Origin of the sequence: Streptomyces sp. (genome assembly GCF_031181555.1) — a bacterium.
Classification (GTDB): domain Bacteria; phylum Actinomycetota; class Actinomycetes; order Streptomycetales; family Streptomycetaceae; genus Streptomyces; species Streptomyces fimbriatus.
On record NZ_JAPSKQ010000142.1, the window covers coordinates 1 to 17,197 of the forward strand.

Annotated in this window: 16 protein-coding genes; 14 read left to right on the forward strand and 2 right to left on the reverse strand. The window is 72.5% G+C overall.

What is annotated here, in order from left to right:
- A partial coding sequence (locus RIM90_RS24055) for an NAD(P)-dependent oxidoreductase (RefSeq protein WP_309062841.1) occupies positions 1-717 on the reverse strand: 717 nt, incomplete at its 3' end.
- A 237-nt stretch (positions 718-954) separates the two neighbouring features.
- Between RIM90_RS24055 and RIM90_RS24060 the strand changes: the two genes are divergently transcribed.
- Positions 955-1,914 (forward strand): 5-dehydro-4-deoxyglucarate dehydratase, encoded by a 960-nt coding sequence (locus RIM90_RS24060; RefSeq protein ID WP_309062842.1) that lies wholly within the window; start codon positions 955-957, stop codon positions 1,912-1,914.
- Positions 1,911-3,074 (forward strand): hypothetical protein, encoded by a 1,164-nt coding sequence (locus RIM90_RS24065; RefSeq protein ID WP_309062843.1) that lies wholly within the window; start codon positions 1,911-1,913, stop codon positions 3,072-3,074. Before RIM90_RS24060 ends, RIM90_RS24065 begins: the two co-directional genes overlap by 4 nt.
- Here the strand turns inward: RIM90_RS24065 and RIM90_RS24070 are convergent.
- A complete protein-coding gene (locus RIM90_RS24070) occupies positions 3,011-4,273 on the reverse strand; it encodes an MFS transporter (protein ID WP_309062844.1) in 1,263 nt (420 codons plus the stop codon). The genes RIM90_RS24065 and RIM90_RS24070 overlap by 64 nt on opposite strands.
- A gap of 158 nt (positions 4,274-4,431) precedes the next feature.
- On the opposite strand from RIM90_RS24070, the gene RIM90_RS24075 reads away from it, so the two are divergent.
- The 12 genes from RIM90_RS24075 (at position 4,432) to RIM90_RS24130 (ending at position 17,150) form a co-directional block, all read left to right on the forward strand.
- The gene (locus RIM90_RS24075) at positions 4,432-5,025 is read left to right on the forward strand and encodes a TIGR03086 family metal-binding protein (RefSeq protein WP_309062845.1); all 594 of its coding nucleotides are present in this window, start codon (positions 4,432-4,434) and stop codon (positions 5,023-5,025) included.
- Positions 5,026-5,090: 65 nt separating this feature from the next.
- A complete protein-coding gene (locus RIM90_RS24080; protein ID WP_309062846.1) occupies positions 5,091-5,843 on the forward strand; it encodes an MBL fold metallo-hydrolase in 753 nt (250 codons plus the stop codon).
- 136 nt (positions 5,844-5,979) lie between these two features.
- Positions 5,980-6,684, forward strand: a complete 705-nt coding sequence (locus tag RIM90_RS24085; protein ID WP_309062847.1) for a GntR family transcriptional regulator — start codon at positions 5,980-5,982, stop codon at positions 6,682-6,684.
- Positions 6,681-7,589, forward strand: a complete 909-nt coding sequence (locus RIM90_RS24090) for a dihydrodipicolinate synthase family protein (protein ID WP_309062848.1) — start codon at positions 6,681-6,683, stop codon at positions 7,587-7,589. Before RIM90_RS24085 ends, RIM90_RS24090 begins: the two co-directional genes overlap by 4 nt.
- Positions 7,577-9,328, forward strand: coding sequence for an L-arabinonate dehydratase (gene araD / locus RIM90_RS24095; protein WP_375165532.1), 1,752 nt, complete (start codon positions 7,577-7,579; stop codon positions 9,326-9,328). Before RIM90_RS24090 ends, araD begins: the two co-directional genes overlap by 13 nt.
- Before the next feature lie 95 nt (positions 9,329-9,423).
- On the forward strand, positions 9,424-10,359 hold the full coding sequence (locus RIM90_RS24100; protein WP_309062850.1) for a sugar ABC transporter permease: 936 nt from the start codon (positions 9,424-9,426) through the stop codon (positions 10,357-10,359).
- Positions 10,356-11,255 carry a carbohydrate ABC transporter permease gene (locus RIM90_RS24105; RefSeq protein WP_309062851.1) on the forward strand — a complete coding sequence of 300 codons (900 nt, stop codon included), beginning with the start codon at positions 10,356-10,358 and terminating at the stop codon, positions 11,253-11,255. Before RIM90_RS24100 ends, RIM90_RS24105 begins: the two co-directional genes overlap by 4 nt.
- Complete coding sequence (locus tag RIM90_RS24110; protein ID WP_309062852.1) at positions 11,252-12,433, forward strand: Gfo/Idh/MocA family oxidoreductase; 1,182 nt, start codon at positions 11,252-11,254, stop codon at positions 12,431-12,433. Before RIM90_RS24105 ends, RIM90_RS24110 begins: the two co-directional genes overlap by 4 nt.
- Positions 12,430-13,275: a PmoA family protein gene (locus RIM90_RS24115; protein ID WP_309062853.1), complete on the forward strand. Its 846-nt coding sequence runs from the start codon at positions 12,430-12,432 to the stop codon at positions 13,273-13,275. The genes RIM90_RS24110 and RIM90_RS24115 overlap by 4 nt, the downstream gene beginning before the upstream one ends.
- Positions 13,272-14,801 (forward strand): family 43 glycosylhydrolase, encoded by a 1,530-nt coding sequence (locus RIM90_RS24120; RefSeq protein ID WP_309062854.1) that lies wholly within the window; start codon positions 13,272-13,274, stop codon positions 14,799-14,801. The genes RIM90_RS24115 and RIM90_RS24120 overlap by 4 nt, the downstream gene beginning before the upstream one ends.
- Before the next feature lie 84 nt (positions 14,802-14,885).
- Complete coding sequence (locus tag RIM90_RS24125) at positions 14,886-16,247, forward strand: sugar ABC transporter substrate-binding protein (RefSeq protein WP_309062855.1); 1,362 nt, start codon at positions 14,886-14,888, stop codon at positions 16,245-16,247.
- A gap of 102 nt (positions 16,248-16,349) precedes the next feature.
- Positions 16,350-17,150, forward strand: a complete 801-nt coding sequence (locus RIM90_RS24130; protein WP_309062856.1) for a rhamnogalacturonan acetylesterase — start codon at positions 16,350-16,352, stop codon at positions 17,148-17,150.
- Positions 17,151-17,197: the final 47 nt, after the last annotated feature.

A 17,197-nucleotide genomic window follows, 5' to 3' on the forward strand; every position in this document is an offset into this window, starting at 1 on the left:
GAGCTTCTCGGCGTACGGCTCGGAGTCGTCCTGCGGGTCGTAGCCGAGCGCACGCGCGGAGGTGAGGTCCCACCACAGGCGGGTGTTGGCGGAGGAGCCGTGCACGACGGTGTGGCCGACGTTCTCGGCGGTCAGGGCCGCGTGGAAGAGGCGGGCGCCGTCGGCCGGGCTCATCCACACCGAGAGCATGCGCACGCTGGTCGGCTCCGGGAAGCAGGAGCCGATGCGCACGGAGACGGTCTCCAGGCCGTGCTTGTCCCAGTACAGCTGGGCGAGGTCCTCGCCGAAGCACTTGGACAGGCCGTAGAAGGTGTCGGGGCGGCGCGGGGTGTCGACGGGGATGAGGGGGTCGTCGCCCCGCGGGCGAGGGGTGTAGCCGACGGCGTGGTTGGAGGAGGCGAAGACGATGCGGCCGACGCCCTCCTCGCGGGCGGCCTCGTAGAGGTGGTAGGTGCCCTCGATGTTCGCCTTGAGGATCTTCTCGAAGGGGGCTTCCAGGGAGATGCCCGCGAGGTGGATGATCGCATCGACCCCGCGGACCGCCTCGCGCACGGCCTCCCGGTCGGCGAGGTCCGCGACGATCGCGTCCGGCTCGCCCTCGACCGGACGCAGGTCGAGCAGGCGCAGCCGGTAGCCGTAGTCCGGGAGCAGGTCCCGCATCAGGGTGCCGAGTCCGCCGGCGGCGCCGGTGAGCAGAACGGTGCGGGGAGCGGGCATCCTCGGGTCTCCTTGCGTCGCCGGCCGTGCGCGCGAGCAGGTGCGAACGTGCACATGGGCGCACGGCATTCATATGCGTGGACACGCTAAGGAGGCGGGGCGCGGCCCGTCAAGTGTTCCGCGTCTCGCCGCGGAACGGAAGAATCCGCTGGTGTGTGGCGGGTGGCCGGGCTTGACCGGCGTCCTGGGGGCGGCTTAGCGTGAAGCGGTTCATGAATATAGACGCCAATCAAGAATATGGACTTGGGAGAGCTCGTGACGTCAGCCCCTCTCGCCGCCCGACTCGGTGTCCCCAGCGGGCCGCTGTTCTTCCCGGTCACCGCGTACGGGGCCGACGGCGCCGTCGACCTCGACACCTACCGGGTCCACGTACGGCGCGGGGTGGAGGCGGGGGCCGCCGCCGTGTTCGCCTGCTGCGGCACCGGGGAGTTCCACGCGCTGGCGCCCGAGGAGTTCGAGAGGTGCGTGGCGGCCGCCGTCGAGGCCGCCGAGGGACGCGTCCCGGTCGTCGCGGGCGCCGGCTACGGCACCGCCCTCGCCGTCCGCTACGCGCACCTCGCCGAGCGGGCCGGGGCCGACGGACTGCTCGCCATGCCGCCGTACCTGGTCCGGGCCGCGCAGGAGGGACTGCTGCGGCACTACCGGGAGCTGGCCGCGGCGACCTCCCTGCCCGTGATCGTCTACCAGCGCGACAACGCCGTCCTCACCCCCGACAGCGCCGTCGAGCTGGCCCGCACGGACGGGATCATCGGCCTCAAGGACGGCCACGGCGACCTCGACCTCGTGCAGCGGACCGTCAGCGCCGTGCGCACCGAGGCCCCCGGCGACTTCCTCTACTTCAACGGGCTGCCCACCGCCGAACTGACCCAGCCCGCCTACCGCGGCATCGGCATCACCCTCTACTCGTCCGCGGTGTTCTGCTTCGCCCCCGAGATCGCCCTCGCCTGCCACACGGCCTTCCGCACCGGCGACGAGGCCACCGTCCACCGTCTGCTGGACGGCTTCTACCGGCCCTTCGCCGAACTGCGCGCCCGGGGCCGCGGCTACGCCGTCTCCCTCGTCAAGGCCGGCGTACGCCTGCGCGGGCTGGACGTCGGGGAGGTGCGGCCGCCGCTGCACGAGCCGGCGGGGGATCATGTCAAGCAGCTCGCTCAGCTGATCGAGCGGGGACACGCGCTCCTCGAGGAGGACATGTGAAGGCGTCGGCATTCGTCTACCCCTGGGACGTCAACGGGGACCCGGAGGCACCCGCGCGGATCGCCGCGCTCGGCACCGCACAGGTGACGCTCGCCTCCGCCTACCACTCCACGCGCGCGCTGACCCCCCGCCACCCGCGCCACCGCATCGTCACCGCCGAGTACGCGGCGGTGCTCTACCCGCCCGGCGACCGCTGGTCCGGCCGCACCCTCGGCCCGTACCCGGCGGGCGGCTGGGCCCCCGGCGACGCCTTCGGCGAGGCCGCCGCCGCGCTCGCCGACGCGGGCCTGGAGGTGCACACCTGGGTGGTGCTCGCGCACAACTCCCGCCTCGGAGCCGAGCATCCGGGCACCTCGGTGGTCAACGCCTACGGGGACCGCTACCCCTGGGCGCCGTGCATCGCGCAGCCCGCCACGCGCGCGTACCTGACCGGCCTCGCCGCCGAGGCGGCGGTACGGCCCGGGGCGCGCGGCACCGAGCTGGAGTCGCTCGGCTGGTACGGCCTGGCCCATCTGCACGCCCACGACAAGACCGCCGGCGTCGGCCTCGGGGACGCCGGGCAGTACCTGATGTCCCTGTGCTTCTGCCCGGTCTGCCGGGAGGGCTACGGGGCTCAGGGCCTGGACGCCGACGAGCTCGCCGCCGCGGTGCGCACCGCGCTGGAACCGGTGTGGCGGGGGGCGCCCTCCGACGGGGGCTGGACGGGGATCGAGAAACTCCTCGGCGAGGCGACGGCGAACGCCACGCGCGCGTGGCGCGACGAAACGGCCCGTACGCTCCAGGAGGCGGCGGTCCGGGCGGTGCGGGACGCGGCCCCCGAGGGCTTCCAGGTGCTGCTGCACGCGGACCCGGTGCCGTACCACTGCGGCGCCAACGCCGGCGTCGACCCCGCGCACATCCTCGCCGTGGCCGACGGCGTGGTGGTGCCCTGCACCGGGGACCCCGGCCTGCTGACGCCGTTCGCGCGGGAAGGCCGCGAGGAGGCCGTCCTCGCCGCCAACTTCACCGTGGTGTCCGGCATGGGCGGCAGCCCCGGCACCCTCGCGGCGGACGCGGCCGAGGCACGCCGGCTCGGCGCGACGGAACTGCGGCTGTATCACGCCGGGTTGGCGTCGGACGGGGACCTGGAGGCGGTGCGCTCGGCGCTCGCCGCGCTCTGAAGCAGCGCCACCGCCACCGCCGACAGCGCGACCCCCGAGGCGACCAGCAGCAGCCGGTGGTCGAGCAGGTCGGCCAGGGCCGCGCCGACCGCCAGCCCGAGCACGTTCGGCGTGAACACCAGCGTGTTGGCGGTGGCGGTGACCCGGCCCAGCAGCGGTCCGGGCGTCTCGCGCTGCACGGCGGTCGGCACGGCGATCAGCACGGCGGGCAGCCCCGCCCCGATCGCCGCGCTGCACGCCCACGCCAGCGGATCGTCCGGTACCGCGCGCAGCGCCACCGCGGCGGCCAGCAGGACGATGCCGTACGCCGCGAAGCGCCGTTCGCCCAGGCGGCGCAGGGCGGGGCCGGAGAGCAGGCCGATGACCACCGAGCCCGCGCCCTGGACCGCGTACAGCACACCGGCGTACGCGGGGGAGTGGCCCAGGGCGTCGACGACGGCGTAGACCAGCGACCCGCTCAGCCCCGCGCACAGCATCGTGGCGCCGCCCGCCAGCACCAGCGGGCGCAGCACCGGATGTGACCACAGGTGACGGGCGCCCTCCGCGGTCCTCCGCTCCCGCCGGCCGCCGGCCGGCGGCCCGGGCCGTTCCTCCCGTACGCGCAGGAACGCGTACAGCACCACCGCGAGCAGGAAGGTGGCCGCGTCCAGAAGGACGACACCCGCCGCGCCGGACGCGGCGTACAGGCCCGCGCCCGCCAGCGGGGCCAGGAGCTTCATGCCCTCGTTGGCGGTCATCCGCAGTCCGTTGAAATCGCCGAGCAGGGACCGGTCCACGGCGCCGGCGATCAGCGCCGACTCGGCCGCGTCATGCACGACGCCCGCCGCGCCGTACACGAACAGCACCGCGTACAGCAGCCACACACCGCTCGGCGAGCCGACGGTGAGGAGGACCGGCAGGAGCCCGGCCATGAGCAGGCTCACGCCGATCAGCAGCGGTTTGCGGCGGACGCGATCGGCGAGCGTGCCCAGCAGCGGGCCGGCCAGGGCGGGCGCCCACATCGCCAGCATGCACAGCGCGGCCAGCCCGTCCGACCCGGTGAGGTCCTTGACCCACACTCCGCAGGCGAGCCACAGCGCGGACGTGCCGAAGCCCGACACCACCACCCCGGCGAGGCAGAGCCCCGCGTTCCGGTTGCGCACCACGCGCACCAGGGCCCGGGCCGGCCCACCCGTCCGGCTCGTTCTGTTCGTCGTCATGCCGGTCATCGTGGGACTGAGGACCACCCGCGCGGATCGGGCGGATGCCGTAGAGGAGGAGCGGGCGGACGATGAGTTCCGGGCGCCCGATCGGTCCACCTCCCAGGAGCGGGAGCGGACACACGACCCCGCACGGGCACGGCCATGAGGAGCAGCCGATGAACGACATCCCCCTCGACCTCGGACCGCAGGCGCGGATCGTGGCGCGCCTCGTCGAGGGCGTCACCGACGAGCAGCTGACGGACGGGACGCCCTGCCCGGAACACGCGGTGCGCAACCTGCTGGGCCACCTCGCCGGACTGGCCGTCGCCTTCCGCGACGCCGGGCGCAAGGATCTCGGCGTCACCACCGACACCAACCCGGACGCCGCCGTGCCGGACATCGGTCCCGGCTGGCGCGAGGAACTGCCCGAGGTGCTCGACGAACTCGCCGGCGCGTGGCGGGACCCGGCCGCCTGGAGCGGCATGACCCGGGCCGGGGGCGTGGACCTGCCGGGCGCGGCCGCCGGTGCCGTAGCCGTCGACGAACTGGTGATCCACGGCTGGGACCTGGCCCGTGCCACCGGCCAGGACTACGAGCCCGACCCCGCCGCGCTCCGGATGTCGTACGACTTCCTCACCGCGACCGCCGAGGACCCGGACCGGGGCGGCGGCATCTTCGGCCCGGTCGTCCCCGTCCCGGCCGGCGCCCCGCTGCTGGACCGGGCGGTCGGGCTGAGCGGCCGGGACCCGGGCTGGACCCGGCCCGCGTGAAGCACGCGCGCGGGCGGCGCGAAAACACGTGGGCGGCCCGGAGGGGGGCCACGTAGCCTCCCCGCATGTCCCTCACTCTCACCGTCCTCGGCACCGCCTCCCCGCACCCGGGTCCGGACCGCCCCTGCTCCGGGTACCTGCTGCGCGGCGGCGGCGCCGAGGTGTGGGTGGACGCCGGGACCGGGACGTTCGCGGAGTTGCAGCGGCACACCGATCCGGCGCGGATCAGCGCCGTGTGGATCTCGCACCTGCACGCGGACCACAGCGCCGATCTGCTCGCGGCGTTCTACGGTCTCGCCTACGGCGGGCTCACCCCTCCCGCGCCGATACCCGTCTACGCGCCGACCGGCTGCGCACGGCGCCTGGCGGGGTTCCTCGGCCGCCCGGACGCCGGCTTCCTGAGCGGGATCCTCGACGTCCGGCCGCTGTACGACGGGCACGTCGCCCGCCACGGCGACCTGATCCTCACCGCCCGCACCGTCGTACACGACGTCGAGGCCTACGGGCTGCGCGCCGCGTGCGCGGGGAAGGTGTTCGCCTACTCCGGGGACAGCGGACCGTGCGCCGCCCTCACGGACCTCGCCCGCGACGCCGACCTGTTCCTCTGCGAGGCCGACATCGACGGGCGTCGCGACGGCGAACAGGTGCACCTGACGCCCGAGGACGCCGGGGCCACGGCCCGGGCGGCGGGCGTACGGGAGCTGCTCGTCACGCACGTCGGGCCCACGCTCACCCCCGAGGCGGCGACCGCCCGGGCCGCCGTCTCCTTCGGCGGCCCCACCGCCACCGCGCGGGAGGGCCGCACGCACCGCGTGTGAGCGGTCATCGCAAGTTCCTCTGTCAGAAGCATTGACGAAACATCGGGCCGCTCCTACGGTCAACCGCGTCGTACTTCGTACGTCATATATGAGACGCGATACGCGAGATCCGATACGCGAGATCCGAGAGGCGCGCATGACCTCTGTGCCCACCCCGATCCCCTCCCGCACGCAGTACGTGCTGGAGGAGATCAAACGCCGCATCCTCACCGGCCGGCTGACACCGGGCCAGGCCCTGGTCGAGACCGACCTCGCCGCACAGTTCGGGGTGTCCAAGACCCCGGTGCGCGAGGCGCTCAAGACCCTGGCCGGCACCGGTCTGGTCGTGATGAGCCAGTACAAGGGCGTCACGGTGCGCATGGTCGACGCGGACATGGCCCGCGAGGTCTACGACGTGCGGCTGCTCCTCGAACCCGAGGCCCTCAAGCGCGCCGTGAAGCGCGGTGCCTCCCTGGACGCCGCCCGCGAGGCGCTGACCCGGGCCGACGAGGCCGACGACACCGCCGAACGGTCGCTCGCCAACCGCGAGTTCCACCGCGCCCTCTACCTGCCGTGCGGCAATCCGCTGCTCGGCCGGATGCTCGACGAGGTCCGCGACCAGGCCGCCCTCGTCTCCGCCGTCGCCTGGGCCGCCGACCCCTCCTGGGAGCGGGAGGCCAGCGAGCACCGCGAGATCCTGCGGCTCGCCCTCGGCGGGGACGCCGACGGCGCGGCGCGCGCCCTGCACGCGCACATCGCGTCGTTCGTGCGGCGGGCGTTCCCCGAAGCGGGATTCGAGACCCCGGCGGCCCAGAACGCCCCGCAAGCCCAGGAAGCCCAGGAAGAGGACGGTCAGGCATGACAACGACGTTCGAGACCCAGCGGGCGGCCCTGGCCGACGTGGTGGCGATCCCGGTGACCCCGTTCGCCGAGGACGGCTCCGTCGACCCCGGCACCTACCGGGCCCTGCTGCGTCGTCTCCTCGACGGTGGCGTCACGACCCTCACCCCCAACGGCAACACCGGCGAGTTCTACGCCCTGACCCCCGAAGAGCGCCGTCTGGTCACCGAGTTGACCGTCGAGGAGTCCGGCGGGCGTGCGGTGGTCCTGGTCGGCGTGGGGCACGACGTGCCCACCGCCGTCGACTCCGCGCGGCACGCCCGCGACCTGGGCGCGCAGATGGTGATGGTGCACCAGCCCGTCCACCCCTACGTCTCGCAGAGCGGCTGGGTCGACTACCACCGCGCCATCGCCGAGGCCGTGCCCGAGCTGGGCGTCGTCCCGTACATCCGCAACGCGCAGCTCACCGGCGCCCGGCTCGCCGAACTCGCCGACGCCTGCCCCAACGTGATCGGCGTGAAGTACGCCGTGCCGGACGCCGCCCGGTTCGCGGCGTTCGCCCGGGACGCGGGGCTGGACCGGTTCGTGTGGGTCGCGGGGCTCGCCGAGCCGTACGCGCCCTCCTACTTCTCCGCCGGCGCCACCGGCTTCACCTCCGGCCTCGTCAACGTCGCCCCGGCCGTCTCGCTGAACATGATCGAGGCGCTGCGGGCGGGCGACTACCCGGCCGCCATGAAGGTGTGGGAGCAGATCCGCCGCTTCGAGGAACTGCGCGCCGCCAACGGCTCCGCCAACAACGTCACCGTCGTCAAGGAGGCCCTCGCCTCCCTCGGCCTGTGCCGCCGCGAGGTCCGCCCGCCGAGCAAGCCCCTGCCCGAGAGCGAGCGCGCCGAGGTCGCCGCCATCGCCGCCGGATGGTCCATATGAGCCACACGAACCAGCCGCGCAAGCGGCCCGAGGACCTGCGCAGCCACCAGTGGTACGGAACCGACGGACTGCGCTCCTTCAGCCACCGCGCCCGCACCCGCCAGCTCGGCTACCTGCCCGAGGAGCACCTGGGCAAGCCGGTCATCGCGATCCTCAACACCTGGTCCGACATCAACCCCTGCCACGTCCACCTGCGCGACCGCGCGCAGGCCGTGAAGCGCGGGGTGTGGCAGGCCGGCGGCTTCCCGCTGGAGTTCCCGGTCTCCACCCTCAGCGAGACCTTCCAGAAGCCGACCCCGATGCTCTACCGCAACCTCCTCGCCATGGAGACCGAGGAACTGCTGCGGTCCTACCCGGTCGACGGGGCCGTGCTGATGGGCGGCTGCGACAAGTCCACGCCCGCCCTGCTCATGGGCGCGGCCAGCGCCGATCTGCCCGCCGTCTTCGTGCCGGCCGGACCGATGCTCCCCGGCCACTGGCGGGGCGAGGTGCTCGGCTCGGGCACCGACATGTGGAAGTACTGGGACGACAAGCGGGCCGGCGTCATCGGCGACTGCGAGATGCAGGAGCTGGAGAGCGGCCTGGCCCGCTCGCCCGGTCACTGCATGACGATGGGGACGGCGTCCACGCTGACCGCCGCCGCCGAGGCCCTCGGCGTCACGGTCCCGGGCGCGTCCAGCATCCCGGCCGTCGACTCCGGGCACGACCGGATGGCCGCGAAGGCGGGCATGACGATCGTCGACCTGGTCCACAAGGACCGGAAGCTGAGCGACATCCTCACCGCGGAGGCGTTCGAGGACGCGGTGACGACCGTCCTCGGGCTCGGCGGCTCCACCAACGCCGTGATCCACCTGATCGCCATGGCCGGCCGCGCGGGCGTGAAGCTCACGCTCGACGACTTCGACCGCGTCGCCCGCACCGTCCCGGTGCTCGCCAACGTCCGGCCCGGCGGACGGACGTACCTGATGGAGGACTTCCACTTCGCGGGCGGTCTGCCCGGGTTCCTCTCCCGGATCCCGGACCTGCTCCACCTGGAGAGGCCCACCGTCTCCCACGACACCCTGCGCGAGCAGATCGCCGGCGCGCAGGTGCACAACGACGACGTCATCCGGCCCCGCGACAACCCGGTCGCGGACGAGGGCGGGGTCGCCGTCCTGCGCGGCAACCTCTGCCCGGACGGCGCCGTCATCAAGCACATCTCCGCCGAACCGCACCTGCTGAAGCACACCGGTCCCGCCGTCGTCTTCGACGACTACAAGGAGATGCAGCGCACCATCAACGACCCGGCGCTGAACATCACCGCCGACCACGTGCTGGTGCTGCGCAACGCCGGTCCCAAGGGCGGTCCGGGCATGCCCGAGTACGGGATGCTGCCGCTGCCCGACTACCTGCTCAAGCAGGGCGTGCGGGACATGGTGCGGATCTCCGACGCCCGCATGAGCGGCACGAGTTACGGCGCGTGCGTGCTGCACGTGGCGCCCGAGTCGTACGTCGGCGGACCGCTGGCCCTGGTGCGCACCGGGGACTCGATCACCCTCGACGTCGAGAACCGGATCCTCCGGCTCAACGTCGACGACGAGGAGCTGGAGCGCCGCAGGGCGCGGTGGACGCCGCCGCCCGTGCGCTACGAGCGCGGCTACGGCGCGCTCTACCACGACCAGATCACCCAGGCCGACACCGGCTGCGACTTCGAGTTCCTCGCCCGGCCGGGCGAGGTGCAGGACCCCTACGCGGGCTGAACCACCCCCCGCCCGGACCCCGCACACCTACGAAGAAAGCGCTTCACCCGCTCACGCACGACACAGCACGACGTACCGAGAAACGGAGAACAGTCATGGCCCAAGCCGCAGCCGTGGCGAAACCGCCCGCGCCACCCCGGCGGCGCCGTGCCTCCGCCACGCCCCGCAGGCTCCCCTATCTGCTGATCGCGCCGGCCGCCCTGCTCATGCTGGGGTTCATCGCCTATCCGGTGATCAGCGTCTTCTACTACAGCCTACAGGAGTACAATCCCACCAAACCGTGGCGGAACGGCTACGCGGGCTTCGACAATTTCGTCCACATCTTCACCGAGGACCCGCTGTTCTGGGACACGCTGGTCTTCAGCGCCAAGTGGGTCTTCGTCGAGGTCGGCCTCCAGCTGCTGTTCGGACTCGCGCTGGCCCTCATCGTCAACCAGACCTTCGTCGGCCGGGGCCTCGGCCGGGCCCTCGTCTTCTCCCCGTGGGCCGTCTCCGGCGTACTGACCTCCGCGATCTGGGTGCTGCTCTACAACTCCCAGACGGGCATCACCCGTTACCTCGCGGACCTGGGCATCGGCGAGTACGGCGTCAGCTGGCTGTCGGACACCTCCACCGTCTTCCCGGCGGCGGTCGTCGCCGACCTGTGGCGCGGCGTCCCCTTCTTCGCGATCCTCATCCTCGCCGACCTCCAGTCCGTCTCCAAGGACCTCTACGAGGCCGCCGAGGTCGACGGGGCCAGCCGCATCAAGCAGTTCTGGCACATCACGCTGCCGCACCTGAAGGACGCCATCATCCTGTCCACGCTGCTGCGCGCGGTGTGGGAGTTCAACAACGTCGACCTGCTCTACACGCTGACCGGCGGCGGACCCGCGGGCGAGACCACGACACTGCCGCTGTACATCGCCAACACGTCGGTCGAGTCCCACAACTTCGGCTACGCGTCGGCCCTCACCACGGTCGCGTTCGTGATCCTGCTCTTCTGCTCGATGGTCTACCTGCGGCTGAGCAAGTTCGGAGGCGAAAGCAAGTGATCACCAAAGAGGCCGCCCCGGCCACCCCCGCCCCCGCGCCCGCCGCAGCCGAACCGCCCCGCCCGGTGAGGAAGAAGCACCGGGCCTGGGACGAGGCGCCCCGCTGGCAGATCTACCTCCCGCTGGGGATCTACCTGCTGTTCACGCTCATCCCCTTCTACTGGATCCTGCTCTTCGCGCTGCGACCGGCCGGCTCCACCTCGCTCGTGCCGTGGCCGATGACCTTCGAGCACTTCGAGAAGGTCTGGACGGACCGCAGCTTCGGCACCTTCTTCTACAACAGCGTGCTGGTCGGCGTCGCCACCCTGATCATGACGACCCTGGTCGCCCTGGCCGGCGGCTACGCCCTCGCCCGGTTCGACTTCAGGATCAAACGGGGCTTCATGCTCGCCCTGCTGTGCTCCCAGTTCGTGCCCGGCGCGCTGCTGCTGGTCCCGCTGTTCGAGATCTTCGCCGAACTGCAGATGATCAACTCCCTCGGCAGCGTCATCATCGCCGAGACGGTCTTCCAGCTGCCGCTGTCGATGATCCTGATCAGCAACTTCATCAAGAACGTGCCGTACTCCCTGGAGGAGGCCGCCTGGGTCGACGGGTGCAACCGGTTCAGGGCCTTCCGGGTGGTCGTCCTGCCGCTGCTGCGGCCCGGCCTGATCGCCGTCGGCTCCTTCGCCTTCGTCCACTCCTGGAACCACTTCCTGTTCGCCCTGATGTTCCTCAACAACCAGGAGAAGCAGACCATCCCGGTCGGCCTCAACACCCTGATGAGCGCGGACAGCGTCGACCTCGGCGCACTCGCCGCGGGCGGCATCATCGCGGCCGTCCCCGTCGTGGTCGTGTTCGCCTTCATCCAGAAGTGGCTGATCACCGGGTTCAGCGCGGGGGCGGTGAAGGGATGACCACACGTCGGACGGGACCCGGCGCGCCCCTCCCCGTCGTCCTCGCCGGCGCCCGCGGCCACGGCCGCTGGCACGTGGCGAACATCCGCCGCCTCCAGGCGGAGGGCCTCGTGCGGCTGGCCGGCATCTGCGAGCTGACGCCGCTCACCGAGGAGGAGTACGGCGGTGAACTCCCCGAGCAGTCCGCCGACTTCGGTGGTCTGCTGGAGTCCACCGGTGCCCGGATCGCGGTGATCTGCACACCGATCCCGACCCACACCGACCTCGCCCTCGCGGCGGCCGAGCGGGGCGTGCACCTCCTGCTGGAGAAGCCGCCGGCGCCGTCGTACGCCGAGTTCCGCCGGATGGCCGACGGGGTCGCCGCGGCCGGGGTCGCCTGCCAGATCGGCTTCCAGTCGCTGGGCTCGCACGCCGTGCCCGCGATCCGCGAGCTGGTCGCCGAGGGTGCCATCGGCCGGACCGTCGGGATCGGCGGGGCCGGGGCCTGGGTGCGCGACGAGGACTACTTCCGGCGGGCGCCCTGGGCGGGACGGCGGCGGCTGAACGGCGTCGACGTGATCGACGGCGCGCTCACCAACCCGCTCGCCCACGCCGTCGCCACCGCCCTCGCGCTCGGCGACAGCACCCGCGCCGAGGACGTCACCGGCATCGAGACCGAGCTGCTGCGCGCCCACGACATCGAGTCCGACGACACCTCCTGCGTCCGCGTCACCACCGCGCGGGGCGGACCGGTCACCGTCGCCGCGACGCTGTGCGCCGAGCGGGCCGACGACCCGTACGTCCTGGTGCACGGCACCAGCGGCCGCATCACCTTCTGGTACAAGCAGGACCGCGTGCTGCTCCAGCGCGCGGACCACGGCCCGGAAGAACTCGAGTTCGGCCGCACCGACCTGCTGGAGAACCTCGTCGCCCACCTCACCGACGGCACCCCCCTGCTGGTCACCCCCGAGGAGACGGGTGCCTTCATGAAGGTCGTCGAGGCGATCCGGCAGGCCCCCGACCCGGCCCCGCTGCCCGCCGGCACCTGGCACCGCGTCCCCGGCGAGAACCGCCGGGTCGTGCCCGGCATCGACGGACTCGTCGCGGCCGCCGCCGACACCCTGTCCCTCTACTCCGAGCTGGGCGCCCCCTGGACGCGGCCCGCCGAGCACCTGCCGAAAGAGGTGAGCACCCGATGAGCGGCAACGACTCCGTGGTCCTGCGCGTCGCGGGCCGGCCGGTCGGCCGGTACGTCACCCGGCCCGAGCTGCCGGCCCGGCTCTCCCCGCGCCCGTACCTGCACCCCGTCACCACCCTGGCCGGCACGGCGGTCACCGAGCTGAGCCCCGCCGACCACGCACACCACCTCGGCGTCGGTGTCGCCGTTCCCGACGTCGAGGGGCACAACTTCTGGGGCGGGCGCACCTTCGTCCGCGACCGGGGCCCGACCGAGCTGGACAACCACGGCTCCCAGCGGCACACCGCCTTCCAGCTGCGCGATCCCGACGGCTTCGTCCAGGAGCTGCGCTGGGTCGCCGCACCGGGCGAGCTGCTGCGCGAGCGCCGCACGGTCGCGGCCACCGAGCTCACCGACCGCGCCTGGGCGCTGGACCTCACCTTCTCCCTCACCAACGTCACCTCCGGCCCGCTCTCCCTCGGAAGCCCCGCCACCAACGGCCGCCCCGGCGCCGCGTACGGCGGCTTCTTCTGGCGGGCCCGCAAGGAGGAGACGGCACCGGACGTCTTCACCGCCGGCGCGGAGGGCGAGGGCGAGGTCCACGGCCGCCGCGCCGACTGGCTCGCCCTGGCCGGCTCCACCTGGACCCTGGTCTTCGCCGGGGCCACCGGACCGACCCGCCGCGACCCCTGGTTCGTGCGCACCGCCGAATACCCCGGAGTCGGCTCCTCCCTCGCCCACGACGCGCGGCTGCCGGTCCCGCCCGGCGAGACGGTGGTCCGCCGGATCGTCACCGTCGTCGCCGACGGCCGCCTCGGCCGGGACGAGGCCGCGGCCCTGGTCCGCAAGGCGGTGAGCCCGTGACCGCCGGACGGACGGACCCCACCTACCGCAACCCGGTCCTGAACGCCGACTGGTCCGACCCGGACGTGATCCGCGTCGGCGACGACTTCTACCTGACCGCCTCCAGCTTCGGCCGCGTCCCCGGACTGCCGCTGCTGCACTCCCGCGACCTGGTCAACTGGACCCTCGTCGGTCACGCGCTCGAACGCCTGGAACCCGAGGGCGGGTTCGCGGTGCCCCGGCACGACTGCGGGGTCTGGGCGCCGTCCCTGCGCCACCACGACGACCGGTTCTGGATCTTCTGGGGCGACCCCGACCAGGGCATCTTCCAGGTCAACGCCCCCGGGATCCGCGGCCCCTGGACCCGCCCGCACCTGGTGAAGGCCGGCAAGGGCCTGATCGACCCGTGCCCCCTGTGGGACGAGGAGACCGGCGAGGCCTACCTCGTGCACGCCTGGGCGAAGTCCCGCTCCGGGATCAAGAACCGCCTCACCGGCCACCGGATGCATCCCCACGGCACCGAGCTCCTCGACGAGGGCAAGGTGATCGTGGACGCGGACCGCATCCCCGGCTGGTTCACCCTGGAGGGCCCCAAGCTCTACCGGCACGACGGCTGGTTCTGGATCCTGGCGCCCGCCGGGGGAGTGGAGACCGGCTGGCAGGGCGCCTTCCGCTCGCGCGCGTTCTTCGGGCCGTACGAGGAGAAGGTCGTCCTGGAGCAGAAGGACACCGACGTCAACGGACCCCACCAGGGCGGCTGGGTGCGCACCCCGTCCGGCGAGGACTGGTTCCTGCACTTCCAGCAGCGCGGGGCGTACGGCAGGGTGGTCCACCTCCAGCCGATGCGCTGGGGGCCGGAAGGCTGGCCGGTGCTCGGGGACGACGGCGCCCCCGTCACCGAACACCGCCGCCCGGACCTGCCGCCGCAGCCACCCGCCGCGCCCGCCACCGACGACGACTTCCCCGGCGGACGCCACGGCCGCCAGTGGCAGTGGACCGCCAATCCCCGGGACGGCTGGACCACCCAGCACTCCGCCGACGGACTGCGGCTGACCTGTGTCCGCTCCGCCGACGCACACGACCTGCGCAAGCTGCCCAACGTGCTCACCCAGCGGCTGCCCGGCACCCCGTGCGCCGTCGAGGTGGAGCTGCGGCTGGACAGCGAGGAACCCGGGGCGCGGGCCGGCCTCGCGGTCCTCGGGGACGCGTACCGCTGGATCGGGCTCCAGCGGGGCGCGGACGGCACGGTGCACCTGGTGCACCGGTTCGCCGAGGCGGTCGCGGAGAAGGAACGGGACGCCGACCACCCCCGGCCCGCTCCCGGGGGCCGGGCCCGGCTGCGCGTCGAGATCGGGGCCGGGGCGCGCTGCCGCTTCTCGTACGACACCGGGGACGGCTTTCGCCCCTCCGGTCAGGTTTTCGCCGCCACCCCCTGGCGCTGGGTCGGTGCCCTGCTCGGCCTGGTCGCCCTCGCGCCCGCCGGTCAGGGACACGCCGGCGCGGCCACGTTCACGCGGTTCAGGATCAGGGCCTCGGCGCACGGCTGAGTGCCGCCGGACGACCGCGACAGACCCCCCACATCTTCATATCCCGCTCATATCCCGTTGGATCCAGAAGAAGAGAGCCGACCAATGAAGATCAGCAATCGCAGAAGCAGCACAGGCGGGCGCCGGGCACCGGCCGCCGTCGCCCTGGGGGCCGTGCTCGCCCTGACCGCCACCGCCTGCGGCGACGACGGCAGCGGAGCGGGCGGCGACAAGGGCGCCGAGGGCAGCGGCAAGGGCAAGATCGTCTTCTGGGACAACAACGGCGGTGTCCGCACCGACATCTGGAAGGAGGTCATCGCCGACTTCGAGAAGGCCAACCCGGACATCGACGTCGAGTACGTCGGCATCGCCGCCACCGAGTACCAGTCCAAGGTCGACACCGCCATCCAGGGCGGCGGGCTGCCGGACGTCGGCGGCGTCGGCGCCGCCATGCTCGCGGGCTTCGCCGCCCAGCAGGCGCTCGACCCGCTGGACGACCGCCTGGAGAAGTCCTCCCTGAACGGCAAGCTCAACAAGGACATGGTGGAGTCGCTGCGCGCCGCGGGCGGCGGCGACGACAAGCTGTACTCGATCCCGACGTCCGCGAACAACGGCGTGCTGTACTACCGCACCGACCTGTTCGAGAAGGCGGGGCTCCAGGAGCCGACCACCTGGGAGCGCTTCTACGAGGCGGCGGAGAAGCTCACGAACAAGAGCAAGAACGAGTTCGGCTACACCATCCGCGGCGGCGCCGGCTCCATCGCCCAGGCCCTGGACGCGATGTACGGCCAGTCCGGCATCACCACGTTCTGGGACTCCAGCGGCAAGAAGACCACGGTCAACGACCCGAAGAACGTCGAGGCCCTGGAGAAGTACGCGGGCCTGTTCAAGAAGGTCACTCCCGCGGCCGACCTGAACAACGACTTCACCAAGATGGTCGCGCAGTGGGACTCCGGCACGATCGGCATGCTCAACCACAACCTCGGGTCCTACCAGGACCACGTGAACGCGTTCGGCACCGAGAAGTTCCGCGGCATCCCGCAGCCCACCGGACCCGGCGGCAAGCGGGTCCAGGTCTCCAACCCGGTCGACGGGCTCGGCCTGTTCAAGAGCTCCAAGAACAAGGAGGCCGCCTGGAAGTTCATCGAGTACGCCACCTCGCACGAGGCGAACTCGAAGTTCAACGAGTCGGCCGGGCAGGTGCCGGCGAACACGGACGCCGCGAAGGACGCGTGGATCTCGAAGGCGGAGCCGACGAAGCTGGCCGCGGAGGCGCTGAGCGACGGGTCCACGACCATCGTGCAGCTGCCGTACTACCTGCCGGACTGGAACACGATCTCCAAGGCCGAGAACGAGCCGAACTTCCAGAAGGTGCTCAACGGGGACATGAGCGCGAAGGACTTCCTGGACACGCTGGCGGAGCAGCTGAACGAGGCCCAGGCGGAGTGGGACGAGCAGATGGGGTGAGCGCGTCCACGGATGCGCCGTGGGACGGCCCGTTCGCTTCGGACCGCGGGCCGTCCCTCCCCCCAGGAGTTGCCCGTCCCCCCTGCTGAAAGGCACAGCCTCGTGTCCCTGAGTCGCAGACAGGTCTCCTCGGCCGCACTCGCCGCCGTTCCCCTCGCCCTCGCCGTGGCCGGCACCGCACAGGCCGCCCCCGGTCGCCGCCCCCGCACCCTCTACATCGCCGGCGACTCCACCGCCGCCCGGAAGTACGCCGACGCCGCTCCCGAGACCGGGTGGGGCATGGCCCTGCCCTTCTTCCTCCGCCGGGACCTGGACGTCGCCAACCACGCCGTGAACGGGCGGAGTTCCAAGAGCTTCGTGGACGAGGGGCGGCTGGAGGCGATCCTCTCCGCCATCCGGCCCGGGGACTTCCTGCTGATCCAGTTCGCGCACAACGACGAGAAGACCGCCGACCCGAGCCGCTACACCGAACCCTGGTCGACGTATCAGCAGTACCTGCGGCTGTACGTCGACGGGGCGCGGGCCCGCGGGGCGCGGCCGGTGCTGGCGACCGCCGTCGAGCGGCGGCGGTTCGACGCGGACGGCGTCGCCGTGCCGAGCCACGGAGAGTACCCGGCGGCGATGCGGGCGCTGGCGCGCCGGGAGCAGGTGGCGCTGCTCGACATCCAGGCCCTGTCGCTGGCGCTGTGGCAGGAACTCGGAGCCGAGGAGACCAAGAAGTACTTCAACTGGACGCCTGCCGAGCAGGACAACACGCACTTCAATCCGCCGGGCGCGATCGCCGTGGCGCGGCTGGTCGCCCGGGAACTGCTGCGCACCCGGGTGCTCGCGCCGCGCGACGTGCGCCGGCTGGACGAGGACATCCCCGAGTCGTGGATCACCTGGCCGGAGGCCACCGCGTAACACCCCCTGCAATCCATCAAGGAGAGCCGCACCATGCACCGATCGAA